The 26,487-nt window shown below is 40.5% G+C and carries 18 protein-coding genes; 5 read left to right on the top strand and 13 right to left on the bottom strand.

Going from position 1 to position 26,487, the window contains the following annotated elements:
• Positions 1-136 precede the first annotated feature (136 nt).
• The 3 genes from AC58CZ_RS03860 to AC58CZ_RS03850 all read right to left on the bottom strand — a co-directional run bounded on the left by AC58CZ_RS03860 (position 137) and on the right by AC58CZ_RS03850 (position 2,161).
• Complete coding sequence (locus AC58CZ_RS03860) at positions 137-1,225, bottom strand: helix-turn-helix transcriptional regulator (RefSeq protein ID WP_025650697.1); 1,089 nt, start codon at positions 1,223-1,225, stop codon at positions 137-139.
• A 67-nt stretch (positions 1,226-1,292) separates the two neighbouring features.
• Complete coding sequence (locus AC58CZ_RS03855) at positions 1,293-1,481, bottom strand: hypothetical protein (RefSeq protein ID WP_227502337.1); 189 nt, start codon at positions 1,479-1,481, stop codon at positions 1,293-1,295.
• Positions 1,430-2,161 carry a protein phosphatase 2C domain-containing protein gene (locus AC58CZ_RS03850; protein ID WP_025650698.1) on the bottom strand — a complete coding sequence of 244 codons (732 nt, stop codon included), beginning with the start codon at positions 2,159-2,161 and terminating at the stop codon, positions 1,430-1,432. Before AC58CZ_RS03850 ends, AC58CZ_RS03855 begins: the two co-directional genes overlap by 52 nt.
• Positions 2,162-2,629: 468 nt before the next feature.
• On the opposite strand from AC58CZ_RS03850, the gene AC58CZ_RS03845 reads away from it, so the two are divergent.
• The 5 genes from AC58CZ_RS03845 to AC58CZ_RS03825 are packed head-to-tail and all read left to right on the top strand — an operon-like array spanning position 2,630 to position 11,628.
• Positions 2,630-4,108 carry a type I restriction-modification system subunit M gene (locus tag AC58CZ_RS03845; protein ID WP_025650699.1) on the top strand — a complete coding sequence of 493 codons (1,479 nt, stop codon included), beginning with the start codon at positions 2,630-2,632 and terminating at the stop codon, positions 4,106-4,108.
• Positions 4,108-5,979 carry a GmrSD restriction endonuclease domain-containing protein gene (locus AC58CZ_RS03840; RefSeq protein WP_037024872.1) on the top strand — a complete coding sequence of 624 codons (1,872 nt, stop codon included), beginning with the start codon at positions 4,108-4,110 and terminating at the stop codon, positions 5,977-5,979. The genes AC58CZ_RS03845 and AC58CZ_RS03840 overlap by 1 nt, the downstream gene beginning before the upstream one ends.
• Complete coding sequence (locus tag AC58CZ_RS03835) at positions 5,976-7,454, top strand: type I restriction-modification system subunit M (RefSeq protein ID WP_101212834.1); 1,479 nt, start codon at positions 5,976-5,978, stop codon at positions 7,452-7,454. Before AC58CZ_RS03840 ends, AC58CZ_RS03835 begins: the two co-directional genes overlap by 4 nt.
• Positions 7,447-8,637, top strand: coding sequence for a restriction endonuclease subunit S (locus AC58CZ_RS03830; RefSeq protein WP_025650702.1), 1,191 nt, complete (start codon positions 7,447-7,449; stop codon positions 8,635-8,637). Before AC58CZ_RS03835 ends, AC58CZ_RS03830 begins: the two co-directional genes overlap by 8 nt.
• Before the next feature lie 12 nt (positions 8,638-8,649).
• Complete coding sequence (locus tag AC58CZ_RS03825) at positions 8,650-11,628, top strand: type I restriction endonuclease subunit R (protein WP_025650703.1); 2,979 nt, start codon at positions 8,650-8,652, stop codon at positions 11,626-11,628.
• A gap of 910 nt (positions 11,629-12,538) precedes the next feature.
• On the opposite strand, the gene AC58CZ_RS03820 is transcribed toward AC58CZ_RS03825, so the two are convergent.
• The 10 genes from AC58CZ_RS03820 to AC58CZ_RS03775 all read right to left on the bottom strand — a co-directional run bounded on the left by AC58CZ_RS03820 (position 12,539) and on the right by AC58CZ_RS03775 (position 26,363).
• The gene (locus AC58CZ_RS03820; RefSeq protein WP_025650704.1) at positions 12,539-15,688 is read right to left on the bottom strand and encodes a tyrosine-type recombinase/integrase; all 3,150 of its coding nucleotides are present in this window, start codon (positions 15,686-15,688) and stop codon (positions 12,539-12,541) included.
• On the bottom strand, positions 15,681-17,993 hold the full coding sequence (locus AC58CZ_RS03815; protein ID WP_025650705.1) for a hypothetical protein: 2,313 nt from the start codon (positions 17,991-17,993) through the stop codon (positions 15,681-15,683). Before AC58CZ_RS03815 ends, AC58CZ_RS03820 begins: the two co-directional genes overlap by 8 nt.
• Positions 17,980-18,549: a hypothetical protein gene (locus AC58CZ_RS03810; protein ID WP_494223392.1), complete on the bottom strand. Its 570-nt coding sequence runs from the start codon at positions 18,547-18,549 to the stop codon at positions 17,980-17,982. The genes AC58CZ_RS03815 and AC58CZ_RS03810 overlap by 14 nt, the downstream gene beginning before the upstream one ends.
• 242 nt (positions 18,550-18,791) lie before the next feature.
• On the bottom strand, positions 18,792-19,010 hold the full coding sequence (locus tag AC58CZ_RS03805; protein ID WP_025650707.1) for a helix-turn-helix domain-containing protein: 219 nt from the start codon (positions 19,008-19,010) through the stop codon (positions 18,792-18,794).
• A gap of 427 nt (positions 19,011-19,437) precedes the next feature.
• Positions 19,438-19,629 carry a hypothetical protein gene (locus AC58CZ_RS03800; protein ID WP_156915590.1) on the bottom strand — a complete coding sequence of 64 codons (192 nt, stop codon included), beginning with the start codon at positions 19,627-19,629 and terminating at the stop codon, positions 19,438-19,440.
• A 1,040-nt stretch (positions 19,630-20,669) separates the two neighbouring features.
• Entirely contained in the window at positions 20,670-21,911 is a 1,242-nt protein-coding gene (locus AC58CZ_RS03795) for a thiolase family protein (protein ID WP_025650710.1), read from the bottom strand.
• An 89-nt stretch (positions 21,912-22,000) separates the two neighbouring features.
• Positions 22,001-23,563: a class I adenylate-forming enzyme family protein gene (locus AC58CZ_RS03790; RefSeq protein ID WP_025650711.1), complete on the bottom strand. Its 1,563-nt coding sequence runs from the start codon at positions 23,561-23,563 to the stop codon at positions 22,001-22,003.
• Between the two features lie 129 nt (positions 23,564-23,692).
• Complete coding sequence (locus tag AC58CZ_RS03785) at positions 23,693-24,721, bottom strand: MBL fold metallo-hydrolase (RefSeq protein ID WP_025650712.1); 1,029 nt, start codon at positions 24,719-24,721, stop codon at positions 23,693-23,695.
• A gap of 14 nt (positions 24,722-24,735) precedes the next feature.
• Positions 24,736-25,512, bottom strand: a complete 777-nt coding sequence (locus tag AC58CZ_RS03780) for an SDR family NAD(P)-dependent oxidoreductase (RefSeq protein WP_025650713.1) — start codon at positions 25,510-25,512, stop codon at positions 24,736-24,738.
• Positions 25,513-25,562: 50 nt separating this feature from the next.
• Positions 25,563-26,363, bottom strand: a complete 801-nt coding sequence (locus AC58CZ_RS03775) for an enoyl-CoA hydratase/isomerase family protein (RefSeq protein ID WP_228706538.1) — start codon at positions 26,361-26,363, stop codon at positions 25,563-25,565.
• Positions 26,364-26,487: the final 124 nt, after the last annotated feature.

Below are 26,487 nucleotides of genomic sequence, written 5' to 3'. Positions count from 1 at the left end.
AGCTATCATATCAGAGCGTCTTGTGATAGCTCAGAGGTAACAAATTTGAATAAGTTAGCTGTGGTCATTCTGACTCCTTGATTACATTAGAAAAATATATCTGTTTTTTAGTACTTTTGGCAAAATGCTTGATCAACTATTTTGTATATAATTCCATCCCGCTTTCTAAACGCTTAAGAATAGCTTTTTTTAGCTCTAGCGGTTCAACCACTACTGCCAACTGCGACATACTTACTAGCCAATCTTGCAGACGCTGAGTATTCGCAACCGTTGCGTGCACTTCATTCCAAGTGTCATTGATAACCGTAATCGTTTGAGTAGATGATAACGGCCGCTCATATAAATGCTGGCAGGCATATTTTTGCACCTTTAGAACCAGTCCGATTTCTAAACAATTATTCAATTCCAACTTTCCTAGCTTACGTAGATTCTCAAGAGTTAAAGCATTGCGCTCTACCCAGTCCGGTACCGACTGCTCTGTTACTTCAGCTGCTTCAATACGATTAACCGCAAAATTACGGTGCGCCTTTAATAAGACATTATCATCGATATGATCGTCCGTTGGATCAAACCCAGTGAGGTACATCATATTGTCAATAAAAACGAGCCCTTTAGGATAGATTACTCTGACGGCAGGATTGTTACGCCATTTATTTTGATAGCTAATTTGAAGCTGCTTGTTTTGCAACAACGCGTGATGAATGCTAGCCAGCACGTCACTATCAAGCTTTGGTGCTTGTACGATACTAGGCAGAATAATGAGATGGTCTTTCCACTGCCCCAGACTACTTTGATTGAAGCTGTACTTGTCTTGGCGATCTAACTGGTTCAACTTATCGCTAATACTTTGCTTAAAGGGTGCTGGTAAGTAGTTGGCGGTATAGTTAGCAAGCATTTGCCAAAAGAATACCGTTTGCTCATTGATGATATCGATACTAAAACTTGGCTCAATATAAAACCGTGCGGTCTTGCCGCTGATATTCTGACTCCAAGCTGGCAACCTGATTAAAGCATCGCTATGGAAAATATCGGTAAATATTTGATTGAGACTTGTTAGGTCGTTCTCTAAGTTTTTGCGCTCGTTTGTGTAATGATCAGGGTTATCACCATAAACGTTCATTAGCTCTGTGAGCGATATTGCCTTGTCTTTACTACGTGGCAAACGCTGATAGAGCGCAAACAGACGGGTTGATTTGTTGTAGGTTGCTATTGGGTATGTAGACATATGAGCTACTCTATAGGTTATTGAATCTATCAAATTTTCATCTTAGAAATGAACTGTCATAAGACAATTATTCAAACCGTACCACAATGGCTGTACCGTTATCATAAGCATTGCCATCAGAGTCATAAACTTGCTGTCTAAGCGTCTGTAGCCACTCTTGTAAATCCGTTTGATTATCGATAAGCGCCCATTCATTACTTGGCACTAAGTCATGAATACCGTCAGTACAGACAACGAGACTATCGCCCGATTGCACGTGAAGGTCTGTTTTGTACTGTTAGGTGGCTCGCTGCTTGGGTCATCGCTATTCACTGCCAATGCAAAGCACTCAGTAATACTATACAAGCTTCCAGCCATACCTGTGCGATTGTACTCCGTAAACTCTACTTGGCGATCTTCATCTTTCGCTTGCTCATCTACCAGCTCATTCAATAGATTATGATCACGAGTTAAGCACTGCCATTCATTCTCATATTTACCTAGCTTATATACGCGGCTATCACCAACATGCCTGATGTTTATATTGATTGAATTGTCATCCTTTAATGTGCCGACAATCATGGCGAGGGTTGCTGCAGCGCCATAGCGTTTTTTTGCATGCTTTGTTTGACTCAGTTGTTGATACATACGATCTGAGGTCATGTTTTGGACGTTTGCTTGTTTGTCATCCCATAGCGCTTTAATTGCTTTGACCACTGCCTTTGAGCAGTGCTGTGACTGGTTAGAGCTGGCAACGCCGTCTGATACAGCAAGACAAAATGGCGCTTGTACTGATGTCACTGCCATCACCCCTAAATCCTCTTGATACCAATGGTCTAAAAAGAAAAATGCGTCTTGTTGGAGGTTGTTTCTAGCATTGCCTTTAAAGGTGATAGCGCAGGCGTGAGCTATCGCTCTAGTGTAAGGAGCGTATTCATCAATTAAAGCCGCTGTCATATTCATTCGCTTACTATTTATTATCATTAAGACAAGTATAGTAGACTGCCTAGTGATTTATTTTCTAGGTTATGTACTATTCTAAATTCAATTGTTTGTCTCAATATAATGGTGATTAATTGTTAAGCGGGTTATTTTGTAAGGACTATGAATGTATTTTATATAAAATATACTGACTTCTATCAGTACATACAGATTAGGCGAACTCTACTGCTTAGGTGTTAATATCATCATTTTTTGGGGTGTGCTATTATTAGCTTTAGTAGAACAAAGAACGGTGTGTTTAGCATAACCGAGCACAAAAAAGCGCTGCTAAGTCATTTCTGATTTGACTTAGCAGCGCTTTTAAGGTTTTACGAAATACTCAGGTGGTATGTGTGCTATTGGGGTTTGATAAAACTCTGGGTACGATATAACCACCAGACCACTACATTTTATCCATACCTGCTTTATTGAGAGAATCTATTAATGAGTGAAGTCTTATCACTGTCCCAGTTAGAGCAATACCTTTCAAAAGCTGCTTGGATCCTAAAAGGTCCCGTCGATGCTTCAGATTTCAAGGTGTATATTTTCCCCCTCTTATTTTTCAAGCGTATCTCCGACGTTTATGACGAAGAATACAAACAGGCACTAGAAGAGTCTGACGGTGATATCGAATACGCATCTATGCCAGAAATGCACCGATTTGAAATACCACAAGGCTGTCACTGGAATGATGTGCGCGAAACGACCACTAATGTAGGCCAAGCCATTGAACAGGCGCTACGCGGCATTGAGCAAGCTAACCAAGGCTTTTTATACGGTATCTTTGGTGATGCTCAGTGGAGTAATAAGAATAAGCTGCCAGATAAGCTATTGATTGATCTGATTGAGCATTTCTCACAGTATCGTTTAGGCCATGAAAATGCTAATCCAGATATGTTAGGTAACGCCTACGAATATCTAATCAAGCACTTTGCTGACCTAACCAATAAAAAAGCAGGTGAGTTTTACACGCCGCGATCAGTAGTGCATTTGCTAGGACTTATTCTTGATCCGCACGAAGGTGAATCTGTCTATGACCCTGCATGTGGGACCGGAGGTATGCTATTAGAGTGTGTCGATAACCTGAAACATAACGGCGAAGACTTTCGTACGCTTAAACTCTATGGCCAAGAAAGAAATCTGACATCCAGTGCTATTGCACGTATGAATATGTTTTTACACGGCATAGAAGATTTTGAAATCCTGCGTGGTGATACCTTACGCGAGCCTGCCTTTTTCCAAGCCGATGGTTTAAAAACCTTTGATTGTGTCATAGCTAATCCGCCGTTCTCACTCAAAGATTGGGGCGCGGATAATTGGGCTAATGATCCCTATGGACGCAATATTGCTGGCGTGCCACCTAAAGGTAATGGCGACATGGCTTGGGTACAGCATATGGTTAAATCCATGAACAGTACAGGTCGTATGACCGTGGTATTGCCTCATGGTGCCCTATTTCGTAAAGGTGCTGAAGGTAAAATCCGTCAAGCATTACTAGAGCAGGGTATTTTAGAAGCCGTCATAGGTTTAGGTCCTAATGTATTCTACGGCACACAGTTAGCCGCATGTGTCATGGTCTTCAAACAAAACAAAGATGCCGATAAAAAAGGAAACGTTCTATTTATTGATGCCTCTGAACAAATACGTGTGGGCCGTGCACAAAACCACCTAGAACCAGAACACGTTCAGCAAATATATCAATGGTATAGCGATTACCAAGATGTCGAGAACTACGCTAAGGTAGCCAGTTTTGAAGACTTAAAAGAAAACGATTTCAATCTAAATATCCCACTCTACGTAGAGAAAATCATAGAAGACAACCTGCCCACTGTTGAAGAAGCTATGGCTGATTTAAAAGAAGCATGGCAAGCCAGCCTTGAAGCGGAAGAAAAGTTTAAAGCGATATTAAAGGAATTTTTATAATGAAGATGCCATCTAGCTCAGCAAAAGACAGACAGGTCTCTGTCTGGTTTCAAAAAATTCAAAGTGGTGAAATAAAACTACCTCGTTTTCAAAGACACCAAGCTTGGGATAAAAACAGAGTTTGCAGCCTGCTAGATACGGTTACCAAAAATCTACCGCTAGGCGTAACATTATTGCTTGATGTCGATAAAGAGCAGTTTGTATCAAGATATTTAGTTACCGCTCCGGAAACCCAAGGGCGTGTTACTGAGCACCTTCTAGATGGCCAGCAGCGTTTAACATCGCTGTGGCGAGCTTTGCACAATAACTATGAGGATATTAATTACTTTTTATACCTAAACGCTTACGATGAAAGCGTGCCCGAAAACGAAAAAACAGATGAGTCGGAAGTTTGGTATAAAGGTCGTTGGATAAATAAAAATGGTAACAGAATGCCGTTGTGGGTGGATGAGCCTAGTGAGTGCTTAAAACGTGGCCTAATACCCATGAACTTGTTTAGACCTGGTGATATTTCTGATGAAATTGAAGAGTGGATTGATTCTGCATTATCAAGTTCAGAACCAAGTATTGATGAAGAAGATTACAAAGCCCTATTAAAGCAATGGATGGGAAAACAAGAGAAGCTAAAAAACAAAATAAGGGACTTTAGAGAAGTCATTACGCACTTTAATCTTCCGTATCTTGCACTGCCTTCACAAACAAGCAAAGAAACCGCTTTACAAGTATTTATTAACATGAATACCAACAGCAAACCTTTATCACAGTACGATATTATTCGCGCAGAAATAGAAGGCGTTAAAGGCGTCTCTTTAGATGATTATCAAAATGAGTTAGACCAAAAATACCCAACAATTAAGCATTATTTTGAATTGCCATTTTTAATACTCGCTACCTCCGCATTAATACAAGGGAAGCTACCGAATCAGCGTGGCATGTGGGATATGAACAAAGAAGATATGGTCGATAACTGGGATAGGATGTCTCTAGGCCTGTCTAAAATGGCAACGTTTATGGAAAGCCAGGCTATTTATGACCGTGCTAGGTTACCCACCAATGCAGTATTAGCTGTGATTGCTGCATTATATGTTGATATACCTGAAAATTTAGACTCTAGAGGAAACTTTGAAATATTACTTAAAAAGTATCTTTGGTCTAGTTTCTTTACAGACCGTTATGAAAACGCTGCCGCCTCTCATGCATTTAACGACTTCATAATGCTTAGAAATATCATTACAGCAGTAACTAAAGCAGATGGCTCCCTCTATACTGAAAATGATGTTCAAGTTTTAAATCGTGATTTATATCCACTAGCAATTGATGATGAGTTAAAGCGGATTGGCTGGCCAAAACGCGAGAATATTCGCGGTCGAGGTATCATGGCTGTGTTTAGCAAACTAGGTGCTTACGATTTTGCTGATGGTTCGTCACTAACTAGACAACAACTTGTTGATGGCCGCAGACATTATCATCATGTGTTCCCTGATGCCTTATTAAAAGAAGTGGGAACGGAAAGTTACTTTGCACTGAACTGTGCACTAATTACCGATAAAACTAATTTAAATATCAGCAGTAAAGATCCACTCAGTTACCTGAAAGAACGTTATAACTGGACCAGCGAGGATATCGTCAATGCACGCCTGCAATCACATCTAATACCGTTGGATGAATTAAAGTGTGGGGACTACACTGGTTTATCTGGTGAAGAAAAAGCGGATAAGGTCAAAAATGACTTTGCTCAATTTATTGCTAAAAGAGCCGCTTATGTAGCGAATGCAATACACATTTTAGCTGAAGGTCGAGATATCAATGCCTCTGAAATTATTAGGGATGTTGAAGAACAAGCAAGTTTGATAGAGGAAGCATCAGTATGATGACCCAACAAGAACTAGAAAAGTACCTCTGGGGCGCAGCCACTACCTTACGCGGCACCATTGATGCTGGCGACTACAAGCAGTATATCTTTCCTTTACTATTCTTTAAGCGTATCTCTGACGTTTACGATGAAGAGTTTGAAAAAGCATTGGCTGAATCAGATGGCGATATGGAGTACGCCGCCTTTGCAGAAAACCACCATTTCCAAATTCCAGAAAGTGCGCGCTGGCAAGACGTTCGTGAAACTACGGTTAATATCGGTCAAGCACTGCAAGGCGCTATGCGTGCCATTGAACAAGCCAATCCTGACACCTTACAAGGTATTTTTGGTGATGCTAGCTGGACTAATAAAGATCGCCTATCCGACGCTATGCTTACTAACCTTATTGAGCATTACTCGCAGCACACGCTTAATTTAGCCAATGTACCTGACGATAAGCTAGGTAACGCTTATGAGTATCTGATTAAAGAGTTTGCTGATGATAGTGGCCATACGGCGGCTGAGTTTTATACCAACCGTACGGTAGTAAAGCTGATGACCATGATAATGGACCCACAGCCAGACGAATCTGTTTATGATCCAACTTGTGGTTCCGGTGGTTTATTGCTTAACTGTGCTCTGCATTTAAAAGATGAAGGCAAAGAATATCGTACCCTCAAATTATATGGCCAAGAAATTAACCTACTCACCTCAGCCATTGCCCGCATGAATATGTTTATGCATGGCATAGAAGAGTTTGAGATTGTACGTGGCGATACCTTGGCCAACCCAGGCTTAATAGAGAACGGTGAGCTAAAAAAGTTCAATGTAATATTGGCGAACCCGCCCTATTCGATTAAGTCATGGGACAGAAAATCTTTTGAGAATGATCCTTATGGTAGGAATCTATGGGGCACACCGCCGCAAGGCTGTGCAGACTATGCTTTTCAGCAGCATATTCAAAAAAGTTTGGACTTAAAGAACGGTCGGTCTGTGACTCTGTGGCCACATGGAGTATTGTTCCGAGATTTCGAAGCTAAAATACGTAAGGAAATGATTTCTGATGATGTAGTTGAATGTGTAATTAGTTTAGGTCCTAATCTTTTTTATAACTCATCTATGACTTCATGCTTATTAATAACCAATAATAATAAGACGCAAGATAGAAAAGGGAATGTACTTTTTATTCAAGCAGTTGATGAGGTGAGAAAGGAGAAAACAATAAGTTATTTAGATGAGCATCATATTAAGAAAATACATAGTGCTTATTTAAACTATGAAACTCTCTCTGGCTTTTCAAAGGTTATTAAAAACGAGGATATTTTAGCTGATAAAAACACCCGATTAAGTGTCCAGCTTTTCGTGGAAGATAAAGAGTCAGTAGGATTACGATTTGGTCAGGCTTTGTCTGATTGGGAAAATAAAGCTAGTGATTTGAAAGTATCCGTTAGTAAGCTGTTTGAAGCTCTCGATAAAGGCAATGAAAATGCTTAATAAAGTTATAAACCTAAAAATCGACAATATGAAATGGAATACTTTTCGCCTTGGCGAAATTGCTGAGGAAATTTCAGAGAGGGTTGATCACCCTTCAGAATCTGATTTAAAAAAATTCGTAGGTCTCCAGAACTTTATTTCGGGTGACTTGAATGTTAAAAACTTTGAATCAACTGAAAACTTAACTTCAGCAGCAAAATCTTTTAAAGCAGGCGATATCCTTTTCGCGAGAAGAAATGCTTATTTAAAACGAGCGTCCTTAGTAAACTTTGATGGAGTGTGTTCCGGTGATGCTTTTGTTTTACGTGAAAACCATGAATTAATAGAACCTGGATTTTTGGCATTTATAGTAAATTCTCCTGCTCTTTGGACCTATGCTAACTCTAATGCAGAAGGCACTATGTCAAAACGTGTCAAGTGGCGGGATTTAGCAGCTTTTGAGGTTAAACTTCCACCTATTGAAGAGCAAAAACGAATTAGTGATCTTTTATGGTCAAAAAACACAAATTTAGAAATGCTTGAAAGCTTGCTTAGTAAAGCTTTAGTAGCAAGAAAAGCATATTTTCAAGCTAAAATATCCTCTGACGAGTGCGTGAGAAATAAGTGGCATTCTGAAAAACTGAAAAACTTCGCTTCAATTGTAAGAGGCTCATCACCCCGACCTGCAGGAAGTCCGGAGCTCTTTAATGGAAGTTTTTTGCCTTGGGTTACTGTTGGGAGTCTCACAAAGAATACGTCACCGTTTTTACTTAAAGACCAGGTTAAATCATGCCTTACTGAAAAGGGAGCTCAGCAAACTCGAATAATACCACCTAATACAGTATTGCTTTCAAATAGTGGCTACTCACTGGGAGTACCCAGGATATTAACTTTCGAAGCAGGCGCTAATGACGGCGTAGCTGCATTTCTTGAACTTGAAGGTCTACAAAAGGAATACCTTTATTATTTTTTAGATTCGATTACAGATCACCTTAGAAACCGCATCGCCGCAGGGGCCGATCAACCTAATCTAAACACTACTAGAATAGGTAACTTGGAAATTCCAGTACTACCGATTTATATACAAGAAGAAATTGTAAGAGAAATGCTATCTTTTGATGAAACAATAAATTCAATAATTGTTTCTTTGAAATCTGGAAGAGAAGTGTTAATCGAGATGTTAAAACATATTTTTTCTAAGTAACGGACTACTAGAATGGCTTTTAATGAATTAAACAGCGTAGAGCACTACATCATCAATCAAATGAGTGGCCTTAATTTAAATGCTTCTCATGAGAGCAACCAGGTTAATGAGCCTCGCAGTCAGTATAGTGCCCAGTGGCAATTCCAATCCGCCGAGCAGCTTGGTCGTAGTGTTAATGAGGTGTTGATTGAGTCGCAAGTAAAAGCGGCACTATTGCGCTTAAACCCTGATATCCAAGCGAATCCTGCTTTGGCTGATGAAGTCATTCATGCTTTACGCGCTATTCTAATTTCGGTGAACCAAGTCGGTTTAGTCAAAGCCAACGAAGAGTTTTTCCAGTGGTTAACGGGCGAAAAGACCATGCCCTTTGGTAAGAATAATCACCATGTGTCTATTCGCCTAATCGACTTTGAAAACCTTGATAATAACCAATACGTCATTACCAACCAGTTTCGTATTCATTATAGAGAGACCAAAATACCCGATATCGTGATGATAATTAACGGTATTCCTGTCGTCGTCGGCGAAGCTAAAACCCCTATTCGCCCCTCTGTTAGCTGGCTAGACGGCGCGCATGAAATACACAATATTTATGAAAATGCTGTGCCACAGTTATTTGTACCTAATATCCTTTCCTTTGCTACTGAAGGCAAAGAGTTCTTTTATGGCTCTGTACGCTGTCCATTAGAATTTTGGGCACCTTGGCGTCTAAGTAATGATGACGATGCTATTGCTAGAAGCTTTGGTTTAGGTGGAGTGGCTAAAGAGTTAAAAGATCTACTTAACCCTGCACGCCTGCTCGATATCATGCGTAACTTCTCACTGTTCAGCAGTAATAAGAAAAAGCAGCGAATGAAAATAATACCGCGTTTTCAGCAGTATGAAGGCGCGAATAAAATCGTTGAGCGTGTCGTTGAAGGTAAAATCAAAAAAGGCTTAATCTGGCATTTTCAAGGCTCAGGTAAGTCCTTACTGATGGTGTTTGCCGCACAAAAACTGCGCCGTGAAGCAAAGCTAAAAAGCCCAACGGTTATTGTCCTAGTAGATAGAACCGACTTAGATACGCAGATAAGCGGCATCTTTAACGCTGCGGATATTGCTAACGTAGAAAGCACCGAAAGTATTAGAGAATTACAGCAAATGCTTGAGCGTGACACCCGCAAAATAATCGTTTCTACTATTCATAAGTTCCGTGATGCCAAACCTAATATGAATACCCGCGATAATATCATCGTGTTGGTAGATGAGGCCCACCGTACACAGGAAGGGGATTTAGGTCGTCAGATGCGCGCTGCATTACCTAATGCATTTCTATTTGGCTTAACCGGTACGCCCGTTAATAAAGCGGATAAGAATACGTTCTGGGCATTCGGTGCCGAGGAAGACCAAGGCGGCTATATGAGTCGCTATACCTTCCATGACTCCATTCGTGATGAAGCCACCCTACCCTTGCATTTTGAGCCACGCTTGGTTGATGTGCATATTGATAAAGAATCACTTGATAAAGCCTTTGCTGACTTTAAAGAAAGCCAAGCGTTAAGCGATGAAGACGCTGATGCTTTGAATAAGAAGTCAGCCAAAATGGCCGCCTTCTTAAAGTCGCCTGAGCGTATTACTAGAATAGCTGAAGACATTGCTATCCACTTTATGGAAAAAGTAGAGCCTCACGGCTTTAAAGCAATGATAGTAACGCCAGATCGTCATGCTTGCGTTCTATATAAAGAGGCACTGGATGAGCACTTTCCTGAAGCGGCCAGTAAAGTGATTATTTCTACTACCGCTAACGATGATTATGAGTTTAAGAAAAAATGGGGTATAGACAAGAGCCAACAAGAAAAAATTGTTGATGAATTTAATGACGCTAGCTCAGAGCTTAAATTTATTATCGTTACCGCAAAGCTTTTAACAGGTTTTGACGCGCCTATTTGTCAGACCATGTACTTAGATAAGTCCATGAAAGACCATACCTTGCTACAAGCGATTTGCCGAACCAACCGTCTATATCCAGGCAAGACTTTTGGCTGCATTGTTGATTACTTTGGTGTGTTTGATGATGCAGCAAAAGCGCTAGAGTTTGATGAGCTAGGTGCACAGCAAATCATTACTAACCTATCAGAGCTGCGCGAACAGCTCCCACAAGCCATGCACAATGCCTTGTCTCACTTTGAAAGCGTAGATAGAACCTTAGAAGGCTTTGAGGGCCTAGAAGCAGCACAGAACGCTATAGCCAATAATGAAAAGAAAGATGCTTTTGCGTTGGACTTTAAGTTTCTATTTAAGCTTTGGGAGTCGTTATCACCGGATTCAGTGTTAGATAACTATAACCAAGATTATAAATGGCTGGCTCAGGTGTATGAGTCGGTCAAGCCCGCCTCTGACAGTATCGGTAAATTGCTTTGGTTGACACTGGGTGCACAGACTACCAAATTGATCCATGACAACGTGCATGTGGGTAGTGTGCATGTCTTAGATGAATTTGTCATGGATGCAAATATCATCGAAGATATCTTCAATAATCCTAGTCCGAAAAAAGTAAAGCAACTAGAGAAAGCTTTAGTTGAGCGCTTTAAGGGTGCAGGCGACTTGCCTACTTTTAAGTCTCTAAGTGAACGCCTTGAGGCTTTACGAGATAAAGCTGAAAAAGGTTTAGTAGCTTCCATTGATTTTGTAAAAGAGCTTTGTAAAATTGCGAAAGAAACCGTTCAAGCAGAAAAAGAGCTAGAAATCGAGGTCCAAGAGAAATCACCTACATCGGCTTTGTCTGAACTATTTCTAGAACTGAAAACAGATCAAACACCAGCGGTGGTCGAACGCATTGTTGTTGATATTGATGCCATCGTGAGAATTGTGCGCTTTCCTGGCTGGCAAACCACTAGCGCTGGCGAGCGTGAGGTACAAAAATCCTTACGTAAAGCACTTTTGAAGTACAAGCTACACAAAGATCAAGAACTATTCGATCGAGCTTATGCTTATATTAAGGAGTATTATTAGATTCTTGAATGGTCATCGCAAATTAAATGTTAGGTTAGTTTAATGGATAGATATTTCTGCAAGTTTCAGTGTGTTAGAAACATACATTTTAGTATTTTTGAGAGCCTAACTAACTAGAGTTTAGTTACTAAAAATATAGCCAAGACCTCAACATGCAAAGTTTGTAGTTAACTTCTTAAATCTTATTTTTTATAAGGTAGTCGAGAAGATATTGGGATTTACGTACGTGACAACGTGAAAGCTATTAGCTACCTACCTTTTAACATATCGTAACCGGTGAAAGGTATTAAAAAGTCGCGGATAAAAATAGCTGTACGCCACACAGTGTATGCCTTGTCACGTTGTCACGCTAAAACCACCTATACTCCGCTACTGTGAATATATCAAAAGCTATTAAATATTCACGCTCTATCTAATAAGATGATACTTTATGAGTTATAAATCTCGAGTAAATAGCCGATGCATTATTATTTGGTTAAAACCTTAAAATCTAATTGCAATTCCTTTTTCTTGGCTTTGAACTGAAACTAACACTTAGATAGAGGCTAATTACTATAGTTAAAGTTATTATTCTCATTGTTAGTATTATTTTTTAGTAGTCACTTAAGAGTTACTCCTGCCACAGTACCTATCACTACCACATCTAACGAGGTAAGGTATTCCATTTATCGTATACACTAACCTTTTCTAAACGTGACAACGTGACAATCCTTATACTCTCTAGTGTTTAGAAGAATATTATCTGTGACAAAATTTTAATCATATAGAGCAAAAATCATCTTCTAGCCCGTTGACCATATAGCTTGTCACTCTGTCACCTTGCTCATACGAACTACTTGAATAAATCAGCTTGATAACTACTGCAAGCTACATAAAAAAAGCAATCATTCAGAATTACAAAAGGCTGTATCTAGTTTTCAACTAATATTATAAGTAAGTATCCCACATACTTCAAAATTCCTGACGAGGAATAATAATCATCTGTTATAGCCATATTTTTATCAGATCTTCTCCGCTTTTTCTGTACTACCCTAACCTCATAACCATGGAAACTCTCACGAGCACCAATACGTATTGAGCTATTCAGTCCAAGCTCTTTTTTAATATCACGCACTGCCTGTTCGCTATGTGCTCTAATTCGCCAATGACTGGCATCGATAAGCTGACAACCTACTTCCATGAACTGCTGTAGCATTTTAAGCTGAGTCTCTTTAATACCAAAATGAATCGATGAGGTGTTTAAGTTTTTTTTACCTGTAAATATTCCTACAAACGATTTCAGTCTAGCAGGCTCATCAATTGACATCTGATATGCTCGATCAAGCGCTTTAACTAGAACCTCTTGGTTTTTATGTCCCGTCGGCGCACTCAAAAGCAGCCTATCATCAGTAAAAATCTGACTGGCTCTATCGTAAATCTGTCTAGCATCATTGACAGCGATACCATGCTGAAGTGCGACCTCTGCCAACTGATCCGCTCTTTTATCAACACTTGTTTTTTGCAGCTCTTCTAACAGTGCAATCACATCATAAATTCTAGGATGGACAAATAGAGACGGTCGAGTATTCGCTGCGTCATTTTGTGTGTTTTGCTCATAATCTGTATTAGCTGGTGTTCTGTTATAAGAGAGTAGAGACTCTTTGCTCGCAACCTTATTGATTAAATAGCCACGCATTTTATCAAGATGAACCTGTTTGGTGTTAGGACTATAAGCTCTGCCATTCTGTCTATTCACCGTCTGATAACCAATACCTGTCACCATCTCAAACACGGTTATCGGCATAACAAGTGTGGCTTGACTCATTTGCCATCCAGCCAATAGATGAGCGGTATGCATATAATATTCAAACGTAGTATCTGGCGTTAGATGCCCTGCAAAGCTAGCTAGCCCAAACCACATCCCCTTTTCTTTATTATTAGCAAGCACGGCGCTAACGATAGATTCACTATGGGCTGTACCATAATCTGTCATCACCTCTCTAAGTGGCGAGTCGTTTAACACCAGGACCAATTGGCTAATTGCAGTATGCCGAAAGCTATGAAAGGTGAAATCATGGGTACTCAGCAATCTATCCCATATTATTTTCATCATATTACTAAAGAATACGGACGGTAGTGGCTGGTCACCTGAGCCTTGTGAGAATAAATAATTTCTTTTTAACCTTTTTTGTTGATAATAGAATGCGATGAAGGGCTTTAACTCATCATCCTTGAAAAGCCTGTCTATCGGTATCACCCGTTTAGAACTACTGCTTTTTAGCCGGCGATAGCGGTTGGGCTTGAGGATTATTTTTGGCACTTCAACCACTTGGCCATTAATAAACCCTATATCTGCAATGTCGCTAACCTTAATACCAATAATTTCGTTAATTCGCATACCAGTCCGATAAGCAAGCGCCAGTACAATAAAACATAGCTGCTTTTGTTCTATCTCTAACTCTGATGTTTGGATATAACTTCTCATCGCTCTATACACGCGCGGTGATATCATTTCAGCTTTGACAACTTGCCGATTATTACCCCAGGGAAAATGCACATAAGGCGCATCAAAGTGCATACGCTGATGATCATGAAATGCTTTCAAACGGCCATAAGTAAATTTCTGACTGTCTTTTAAACGATCAAGATAAGATAGCGGTTGACCAGTAGTATGGTTATCATTATCTATACCACTATATGTATCGTCAAACTCTGACGACTTGCACAGTACAGAAAACTTGCGACCATCTTTTACCTTACTTTGAATAATTTGCTCGTACACTTCCTCAAAGTCATTACCCTCCCACTGATCAATATCCTCATCCAACGTCAGCATTAGCCAGTCGCGACCAATACAGCCAGCATATTTACTAATAGTATTTAGTCTAATACTATTATCACCGAGCAATGATAATACCCAGCTAAGCAAGCGTCGCGCATTAGGCTGGCTAGCGTCTGTCATTAATATTGTGATAGTACAAATAGCGGCGTTTCTAGTCAATTTGAGTGCATCTTGCAGCTCTTTGATCAGATTTTTGCTAAAGCTTGGATAAACTGTGGCATCTCTCTTGTCCTGCGATTTTCCTACCGTCTGATAACTGGCATCAAACAGCTCAGACCACTCGAGTGGCTCAGGGTTTTGATTGATGAGCTCTCGGTTATAATGGATTAGCTTCTCAGTAGGCAAACCTGTTGTCTTTATATCATCTTGTTTCACCACGGCTAGCGCACCATCGATTAGACTACCCTCTAGCTGTCGCCAGTGGTAGTTGGCATATTTGATGAGCATTGAGTGCTGCGGGCGATCGATATCTTTATTGGTGAGTTTAAGCGTTTGTGAGATATCGTTGATTATGGTATTAAATGGCTTTATCTTGGCAGTGTTTAACTCTTTATCCTTTAGAGCATATAAAAAACATAGGCCCATATCATCGGGAATATAATCAACAAAACGATGTAAGCTTTCGCTGTCATCTAGCGTAGTTCCATAATTATCATCAGGTACGCTAAGCGGTATTATAGCCAAACATTCTACTCTGCTTTTTTCATCAGTCGCTGACATGTTAATTTTATATATACGGCGCTCACCAAATAGCCAATCATAGAGCGCTTTTAACACCTCAATGTCGTTGATACCGCCATACATGATGCTGCAATATAATAATCCCTCAACCAAGTCATTCATTGAAAAACGCCGTTTTCGTTGCCAAGACTCTATCATCATAGCGCTACTGTCTGCCACAGCGCACCCATTCACAAACCAATCATAATTAATGGTCAAGCGCTCACGAGTCGCCAGTATCGGTACAACAGGCTCGTTAAGGTATATCTGGTGAGCTTTATTATAATCACGAATAAACTCTAAAAATCCGCGCCGCGCCAATTGAAAGTTTTGAGCGGTATCGAACTTCTCCTCTAGTAACTGGTTAATCGCTTCATAATGATGCTGCAGCTCACAAGGCGATTGCATAGGATATTGATTGATATATTCTTTAATTAGGGCTTTAGCATCATACTTGATACTGTTTTTAGCTTCTTCTCTATTCAGCTGTCGCATTTTATGAGCGCTAATGTTATCCATATAGGCGAACCTCAATTTGTTTTAAGTGAAGGTCTGTAGCAATCGCATCTAAATGGGAACTGAGCTGGTGCAGCTGATTAATAGAGCTTGATGACATCGGATGCATAAATTCCTGATCAGGATGCTCATGACCATAAAGGGCACAAATCAGATAGTCAGGCACGCGCCCCGTAAGCATGGATCTCAGCTGATGACGCAGCCAATTATCCTGATGACTAAAAAAGTCTTGCAACTGGTAGCGAACTTGGCTTGGCGTAATGCTAGTAAAGCCCTTTGGGTTCTTTTTATAGAGCTGAATGAGAGGACGCTCAGATTGCAAGATGTCGTTGATAGGATAAGGCGCTGCTGGACATAATGGATTATAGATGGCGGCAAATTGCTTAATATAAGTCATATAGTTTTGTATAGCAGTTATCAAAAACTTGCTAAGAGGAATGAGCCTGCCATCAGACTGCGCATGACGCTCTTCTTTGTCAGATACCCATAATATACGCCGCTTCAAATCAAACTGATTGAGTAATCCTGGTGCATGTCTGACTGGGCGAATACCCGTTTGGATCAGGATAATGTGCCATAGCCAAATGCTATAACTATTGAACTGCGCAATATAGCGATCCATGTGGGATTTTAACTTTCCATTAAAACTCTCAGCACTGATAGCCAGTTGATTAAAGAACTGCTGGCACATTGTGGTCTTTAGTACCATATCACTACCAATATGGCTTCTATGCCCGTTCATCGGTACGCTACACTCATCTATTAAAAGTACTTTTTGCTCATCATTGCAGTATTCAGTTATCAGCTCTACCGCTTTTATATAAGTTTGCTCTAGCTCTACCGTTTTAGTGCTAGTGTAATACAGCGCAGAGCTATGCCTTACATCAACACCTGTGATCATGTCGGCATGTAGGGGCTTATTAAGTTCGTTTTTAATAAGGATAAATAGCCCGGCTTCAATATATTGAGGACTCAGTGCTGGCAGGTTCAATATATCTTTAGCGTAAGAGATAGCGGCTTTAACATTACCAGGTGAAACGGTAATTTTATCCTCAAGCATGATTTGTAAAGCTTCAGGCAGTGCGCGATAAAAGGTACTGCCGTTGCTTTGTCTGTGGGCAAGCAGATGACTTCGAGTATTGGTCGTCACATCGATCGTGATGGCGATACTACTGATTTTACGGACACGGTCATAGACGAAATACTGCCGTTGACTGCGACTGCATTGCCAATCAGCAATGATGCTATCAATACTAAGACCGCTTAACAGTGACAGTAGTAAAACTGCATACCCAGTACCACTCTCTTTATCAACATTCATAAAGCGTTGCCAAAGCGTGGCAAATAACATCTGATATCCGGTAATGCTTAGCTGACGATGATTGGTTGGGAAATGAAATTGGTTACGGCGGGCGTGTTGATGGTTATTTTTCAATCGCCATTGCTGCAGCTCAGAAGATTTAGCAATTTGCAGAGCTGGCTTAAAATCATTGTCTAGCAATGGCACTTCGTTGTCATCGGCAATATTTTCAGCGATTGCCACATTACTGTGCTTTTTTGATTGTTTCGTACCAAACACTATTCTTTGTAGCGGCTCACCATCGATATGCGCCACTATCTTGGTGACTGTTTGAGACAACTTTACGCGTTTAGTATCTTCATTATAGGTTTTACCAATAAAAGCCTTATTATCAATTGCTACTTCATAAGCCAACCTAATTTGACCAATTTTACTACCAAGATATTGGTTCGCTTTTTCACCTGTTGCCTCTTCCTGTTTGACGCTTGCTTCATATTGTCTGATATAAGGTAAACATGAGGACAAGCTATCGCACTGAGCATGAGTGCTGATTAACTGGTCGAGAATGCCACGTTGTGGATCAGAAGGTCTTAGCGCCATACGAACACGCACACCAAGCTTATCTATTTTGGCAAAGTGTTTGTTGTGGCGTACTGTGATCATAAATATCACTTTTAAGTAGCCACTCATAAATCGCCAAGCATTATTATTTATATTAACTTCGCCATATGCCTGATAAAAGACAATCAGCATATAGGTAACCGCCCACTCTACTGTTTTACCTTGCCGAATGATTTCTTTAATCACATCTTCACAGTCTATACCAGTAAGTTCTGCAAAATTCTCACCTGGTTTTAAATACAACAAACCAATATCATCATCTTGCACCAGACTAATCACATCAATCACGAGCTGGCGCATTTGTACGTTATGCAGTGAGTCTGTTGGAATAAGCTTATCCAACACTCGCCTAGTAGTCACATCATCAAATAATTTAGTTTGACTCATAAGAGGCATCCATCCAATCCATGTTTTTGTGCAGTCCCAACATCACCTCATCATTAACCGCCTTGCCCTGCTGATACTCATAAGCACTTTGGCTGATACCAGCAAACTGACAATAATTGTCTACCGTAAGACGCTCTATATTCATAAGTTCGCAAATAATACTTTTTGGTGCACTATTACTGAGTGCCTTAAAAAACTCAGGATGATGAGTCCCTCTTGCGAAAGCCAGCTCAACAACCTCACTCCAAGCCAAGTACTTAATGTCTTGTAAGCTTTCAGCCGCAATCAAGCAAGGCTGACGCAAACTAACCTCTTCTGTAAGAACCCTATCAATACGTCTAAATTCATTAAAAAAATAGTAAGCGCCGTCTGGTTTAGATACTAAGCGTAGCGGTGGTCGATAATAGTCATTAAAACTATTCATGTTTACACCAACTACTCTCGGTCTAAATTGTTGCCACATCAATAATGCCTTCTGAGCATGTGTATGAATAACCAGATTAGATTTACTAAAAGTTATAAACTTTTGAATAGGCTTTAGATGAATATTATTCATTTTTTAACTAATTATAGTGAATTATATTAACTATAATATGTTATAACCTACCAGCTGTAAAGACTTTAATATTTCTGTTATATTTTTATCTTTAATACTTTAAATATTGATTTAGAAAAATCTTTTAGACAAAAAAATACTCTCCAACCTATTATAAATAAAGGCTGAAGAGTATTTTAAAATTTCAATTCTAGTCGGGTGAGGAGGTTAACGTCTTATAGCAGTCGACCTTCCTATAAAGCTTAGTTTTCTTCATTCTCATCGGGAACATACTTTAAAACATCCCCTGGATTGACTTTTAATACCTGGCACAACTTACTCAGGGTATCGAATTCTATGCGAGTTGTCTCATCGTTATAAATTCTATGAAGCGTTGATTTGCTGATATCTGTCATTCTTACTAAATCTGCAACTCGCAACCTTCTTTCCGCTAAAAGCACTGGTAGATTACATAAAATCACAATAAAATCCTTATTGGTAAGTAAAAAATACTTGCCAGTGATTACTTTTCTGTTAAAATAATACTCGTTGGCAATAACTAAGTTTCCGTCAAAAACTATTTTGTGCTGACTAACGCTTTATTATGTCATAGACTCATCTTATCGCTCAATAGCTGGCTAACTATGATGGGTGCGACTCGTTCGATAGATATAGATACTATAAAAATGTGACACTAATCATAGTCATTCTGCCATTAAGAAGGAGTATATTATGGGCATCAGGATTGAATGGAGCATGACACAAAATGCTTGGGACAAACGGGTCTGTGAGGATTATTGGTCCTATGATCATAAAACTAGCTATGTAGATTATGTCCGTATGCTTTGTCAAAAATATAATATCAGTTCACACATATTATTTGAAACCATAAGCCAATGCTATGCTTGCTTAGATGATGTGTGCTGTGAATATTGCGGGAGCGCCTGTCCCATTGATGTACCTGCTGATATCGCCTATATGCGGGCAAAAGAGAGTTGGTTTTGTGCAGTATGCGAGCATGCAATGTGGAGAAGTGACTTTATTAGTAAATAAATAATCAAAGCTACTTTCAGCTAAAAAACTGATATTTTTATCTGACATAATCAACTCCTTTCACTTAAAACAATAACTATATTCGTATTCATGACGATTTGGTTCTCGTTGACTTTATCCCAGATAGTTTACGAGTAATTGATTAGGTCTCTATCGGTCAGATTTTCAGCATCGAATAGCTCATTTAACCTTGCAACTATTTTTAATAGCCAGTCCTCTTATTTATCCTTAGCTTTGCCAGCTCCACCGCTACCAGTATTCAGCGGAAAGAAACTACCCTCTTACAGTTTTAAATCCTGTTGACGTAGCTTAAAAAAGCGGTAGTGACTCATTATCATATTACTGAAATAAACCTCATCATCATCGAGCCTTTCACGTAGCATAGGTTGTAAATGGCGAGTATAAAGACTTAGCTTCTCTATATCCCTATTATCGTAATCGATAACCTGCGACATAAATTCGTACTGATGGGTTTGATAATGTTAATCTTGTACTAAGTCGCTTCTGCGTATCAACAGTCCTGTTAGTATTTATCATTGTGTGCTTATTAGGCTTTAAACAGTGGGCTAGTGCTAAAGTTCACTGATGAATATGCTTTTAGTAAAATTACTTTATGGATCAAGTAGTAATTTCTTAGATGCTTATAGCCTTATTAACGAGGGTTTTCGATTCTTATTTTGATGAACAAATGTCGATAATTATTAGATATAGGTAGTAGCAAAAAATGATGCTAACGCTATATACGGCCTATTGTTAGCACCTTTTTTTAGTTCGAGAACTTACTCAGGTGAGTTTGTCAAAATTGGGGTTTGCCCGCTATCTTCTTAACGGCCTCTGCTTTAAATTCTGTGCTATAAGTTCTGGTTTTCTTGGTCATGGTAAACTCCGATTAATAAGCTTAGTTTACCAAGTTTATCTCTACGGTTTCTTCAGCATAGCTCAAGTGTGAACAAGCCAAATTGGCGTTGCCTAATAAAGGGAGCCTCTTTTTTCCCTTTGCCACGTGGCGTACGAATGGCATCATAGATATAAGCTATTTCAGTCATAGAAAATTCCTTTTTTATTTTTAATAATGAGTTAGTTAAATACTACTGCATAGCAAAGATATTGATAACGGCAGTAGCCTCTTCTACTCCATAAATACCGCCACCATTTTCTTGAATAGCAATTCGCGCGCCCTCTACTTGACGCCTGCCAGCTTCGCCCCGTAGTTGGGTCACCAGCTCATAGACTTGACCTAGTCCGGTTGCGCCAATCGGGTGTCCTTTGGACTCAAGACCGCCTGATGGGTTGACAGGGACACGGCCACCGATTGTCAGCTCGCCGGCTTCTGCTGCTCTACCCGCCTCGCCATAACCGACCAGTTGAAGATTTTCCACCTGAATAATCTCTCCCATAGCCGTAGCATCATGTACCTCAGCGACATCTACGTCGGCCGGAGAGACGCCCGCCTTTTCATAAGCTTCGGTAGCAGCAAGCGCAGTAAGGTGGTTTTTATAATCCTCAAAACTGCGATCTGAGCTTGAGCGCACGACACTACTCAATAGCTTGATGGCACGTTTAGCATCACCCTTTAGACGCTTTAACCCTTCCGCATTACATAAGACCGTAGCCGCAGCACCGTCAGAGATGGGCGCGCACATAGGCAGAGTGAGCGGATATGTGATAGGTGGTGCTGCCAATACCTCTTCTATCGTATAAGGTCGTTGATACTGAGCCAGTGGGTTATGCACAGAGTGGGTATGGTTCTTTGCACAGACAGCCGCGATTTGTCTTTGCGTAGTACCAAAAGTATTTATGTGATGGCGACTAAAGGCGGCGTATACATCCATAAACATCGAGTACGGTTTCGGAGATTGCGAGCCTTCAGGACATTCAAAGCCTGCGCCCATCGCCAATAAGGTATCCCGATTATCCGCAACCGTACTTACATCCCAAGCTGAGTCAAAAGCGGCAAACATCTTAGCCTTATCCTCATTGATCATTTTTTCAGCTCCTACCGCAATAGCGATATCACACGAGCCACTTTTGATCGCCATCGCTGCTAAATGTAAGGCGGTACTAGAAGACGCGCAAGCCCCTTCGATATTAAAGATTGGGATACTTTGAAAGCCCATCGAGCGTAAAGCTACCTGACCAGGAATCATGTGTTGACCCTGCATAAAGCCGATAACACAGGAAGCAAAATAAGCTTGCTTAACTTGCTCCAATTCAGCACCGGCATCGGTCAATGCCTGTTCTACCGCTTCACGCACCAAATCCTTATAACTGCGCTCTATATGACGGCCAAACTTGGTCATGCCAACGCCAGTAATATAAATGTCACTCATAGGTCATTCCTTTGAATTAATTTTAGAAAGTAAATATTTATCCATCAACACCAGTTGTAAAGACTAGGCTGTGAATATCAAGTACCTTACTAAGAGATTTTACGAGCCTCGCTCCAGTATTTTTCACGCACCTTTCTACGTAGCACTTTACCAACCACACTAGTGGGAATCTGCTCAACAATTAAGATAGTTTTTGGCGCTTTATAGCTACCAATCAGGTTTTTAACATGCGCAATGAGCTCAAGATCTGTCAAGCTAACATTGTCTCTAAGAATAACCTCAGCATGTACAGCCTCACCCCACTCTTCATGAGGGATACCTACTACTGCAGCTAGAAAGACATCCGCATGGCTATTAAGAGCAGACTCGACTTCATTGGCATAAATATTAAAACCACCTGAGATAATCATGTCTTTTTTGCGGTCGACAAGATAAATAAAGCCTTCTTTATCCATATAACCTAAGTCACCCGACTTCCAAAATCCATTATGGAATTCCTCAGCGGTAAGCTCAGGGGCATTCAGGTATCCTTGGCAGACACTACGTGAGCGTACCCAGAGCTCTCCTGTCTCGCCCTGTGGCAGTGTATTGCCTTCACTGTCAACGATAACACACTCAACACTAGGTGTAGGTTGACCAGCGGAACCTAATCGAACTTCGTCCACTTCTGTTTTTATAATATGTTTTTGGGTGCTCATGTTCAATGCAAAACCAAAGTGCTCGGTAGACCCATATCCCTGTATGAATATATTACCTAGCTTTGCCTGAAGTAATTTGAGTTTTCCTGGGCTCATAGGTGCTGCGCCATAAACCACATACTTAAGCGTACTTAAATCAGACTCAATCTCTAGCAGGCGATAAAGTATGGTAGGCACTAAGAATGTCAGCGTAGCCTTTTCTTTTTCAATATTAGCGCAGTAAGCATTCAAATCAGGGCTGTTTTGGGTAATCGTACAGCCACCCGAATATAACGTTGGCAATACAAGCATGCCACTACCATGACTGATAGGCGCTACGTGAATGCATCTTGGTTCATCGGCCCATATATCCTTGTCATCAAAAGCAAAGGCCGTATCACGGCAGCTGAACCAATTATCCATAGAGTACATAGCTGGCTTACCTTTGCCAGTCGTACCACCAGTAAAGCGAATCAGCGCACAATGCTCACGATCATCTAATTCAAAATCAGGATTATGATCAGGGGCCTGATCTACTAGCTCCCAAAAATAAAGGACACCCTCTAAGCTATCTTCTGGCTTATCCATAACGACGATAGTAATGCCTTGCCCTATTAACATTTCATAATGTGTTTTGAGTAATGACGTTTCAATAAATGCAACTTTCACATTAGCAGCCGCCACCTGCCAAGTATGCTCTTCAAGCGAATCTCTAAAATTGGTGAAGGCACCAGTAGCGCCGCCTTTAAAAATAGTTGGAGCATGAATCAATGATAGATTGTCATTATCCAGAATATTGATAAAGCGATCGCCAACACCTAATCCTAAGCTGACCATCATATTGACGATTTGATTGGATAAGAGGTGAAATTCAGAAAAAGTATATCTGCGGTTACGCTCTATATTTACTAAGGCTTCACGATCTCCGTAACGCTGCGCGAGTGCTGCCATATGATTACTAAAATTAATTAACATGTTTATTATCCTTAATAAGTGGTAGTCCCTTGTTTATCTTTACAGCCTAATCCTGCTATCGAATCTCTTACATTTACCATGAAACCAAAGGTTATAACTTTTTAGACGATCTCTAAAAAATATAATTGTTTAAGCTAACTGGTAGTACAAGACACCGGATAGTTCTGCAGTCTCGCAAACTACTTCTCCAGTATTCACCAAATAAGTAACGTGAGCGAACGTCTCTTCAAGCGCTAAACAACGTGCAAAACCTTTTTTCTTTGCCCATCCCAATACCGAACTTAACTCGTTGACAGTGCGCCATTGGTCGAGGTTTTTCCGCAGTTTATCTAACGAGGTTTGATGGTGCTGCAACACTTCACGAACTCTTTCATCCCCATGATAAAACGGCTTATTATGTGCGGGTAAGACCAGTGCATTCGTACTTATCCAATCAATCATATCGCTCAGACCTGCTAACCAACCGGCTAAAGGATCGGTCTCTTGGCTCATATAATTTAGGCCAACGTAGGGCGTGATATGTTCGATGATTTGATCACCTGAAATCATCACCTCTCCCGAAGCCTTTTGTAAACAAATATGCTCTATAGAATGCCCCGAACCCGACCAAAGATGCCATGACTCGCCCCCTATTTCAATCGTATCGCCAGACTTGACAATATTTACCTCGGTGGGCAACGAACCAAACATCATATCTAAGTACTCCCAAACCTCCTCCAGACTTTGCATGTCTTCTAGTGAGGCATCCATACGACTGTAGAAATGTGGCAAGTCACTGTAATCTTTAGTACTGCGATAACGGTTCTCAAGCCTTGCCTGTAAAATCTCCTTTTCGGAGATATATAAGGGTGCATCGCTATAATCCTCCAACCAGCCAGCCAGTCCAATATGATCAGGGTGTGAATGAGTGATTAAGATACCGGTAATTTTCGCGGGGCTAGGTAAGTTCTGTATTAAGCTTTTCCACAAGTCACGGTTTTCATCGGAGGCAGGACCTGAATCAATCACGAACCAGCCATCTACATCCCTAATCAAATAAATATTTATATGATCCAACTTGCTAGGTATTTTAAATCTAGTCCATAATATTCCGTCACTAACGACTAGCAACTCACCAAACTCTGGTGGCGTAATGTAACTTCCTTGCTGAGTACTCATAAAACTGCCTTCTATTATCTAGCCTGCAGTATCGTCGCAGCATCGAGACGAATATAGCGACCATTCATGTAGCTATTTTCAATTAGAAATGCACAAGTAGAGGCAAACTCTTCCATATTACCCATACGTTTAGGTGCTTCACACATAGCAATAAGAGCTTCACTAACTTTTGCATCAAGCGACTCCACCATAGGGGTCGCAAACATGCCTGGAGCAATGGAATTAACTCGAATACCCAATTTTCCGAACTCACGCGCTGCCGGTATATTGAGACCGTTAACGCCAGATTTTGACGCTCCGTAGGCGCTCTGCCCAATTTGGCCTTCCCAAGCAGCACCAGAAGAGACGTTCACAATAACGCCACGCTCGCCTTTTTCATCAGGCTCATTTAGTGCCATTTTTTCAGCACATTTTGACATGACGGTATATAGCCCAATCAAATTCACATTAATTACTGCTTTAAAATTCGCTAATGCCGAAGCTTTGCCTTCTCTATTTAGAATCTTCGCTGGAGCTACAATACCTGCCGCGTTGATGTCGGCATGGATAGCGCCAAACCCATCTATGATGGCAGCAATAGCGTTATCGACATCTTCTTCAGAAGTCACATCCGTACGACAGAACATGGCTTTATCTTTGCCAAGATCGGCAACAGCAGCCTCACCTGCTTCTTGATTCATATCTAATAAGGCTACCTTAGCCCCTTTATTGCGTACCATATATTGAGCAGTAGCTAAACCTAATCCTGAGGCACCACCACTGATAACGACAACTTTATTGGTTAAATTCATGATTCATTCCCTTGTTTTCTGATTAAAAATTATTTGAAAAATAACTTAAGTTAATAGCCGCGAAACTCTGGTTTACGCTTTTCACTGAACGCGGTGAGACCTTCTTGCATATCGTAAGAGCGCATATGAGCACGGAACAACACTTGCTCCTGTTGCAACGCATCATCACGCGATTTGTCTGCACTGGCATTAGCAACTACTTTCATTCTTTTTAGCGCTATAGGGCTTTTTTCCGCTATTAATTCTGCTAGTTTTTGCACTTCTTCTTGCAAGCTATCGGGGCTAACAACTTTATTAACGAAGCCATAGCCTCTCATTTCTTCTGCAGAAAGGGTTTCGCCAGTGAAAAGTAAATACTTTGCAACATTAAGTGGAATTAATCTTGGTAATACTGCCGCACCACCAGCTCCTGGATAGACGCCATAATTAGCATGAGCGTCCCCTATGCGCGCGCTGTCTGCAGCTATCACAATATCCGCACACATAGCAGTCTCTAAACCACCGGCCATAGTAATACCGTTAATAGCTGCAATAACTGGCTTAGGGAAGTTACGTAGTACATCAAGCACGTTAACGGTTAAGCGATCAATGAAATCTGCTTCGCCTGCAGGGCCATCGTTTGAGACTAAGATTTCTTTAAGATCCGCACCCGCACAAAAGGCTGTACCATTACCGGTAATGACCAATACTTTCACACTGCTATCTTCAGCAATCTTTGGCAGTAGCTCTTCATACTTATCTATCATATTAAGATTAATGGCGTTCATAGCGGCAGGTCTATTCAAGGTAATCCAAGCCGCTGGCCCTACTTGTTTAAATTCTAAAGCGTTATTTTCCATATGTAATTTCATGTATGGTTCTCCTATCGAACGTTAATTTTGAAAGCGCTATTATTGGTATGCGTATTGGCAGCATATGTCTCTATTAATATTTGGTTATTATTTATCATTAAGTAAACATCTCATAATTAATCAA

This window comes from Psychrobacter sp. CR212 (assembly GCF_059693765.1).
Note: the sequence above shows the minus strand (reverse complement) of the source record. Positions and strands in the feature narration are given on the sequence as shown.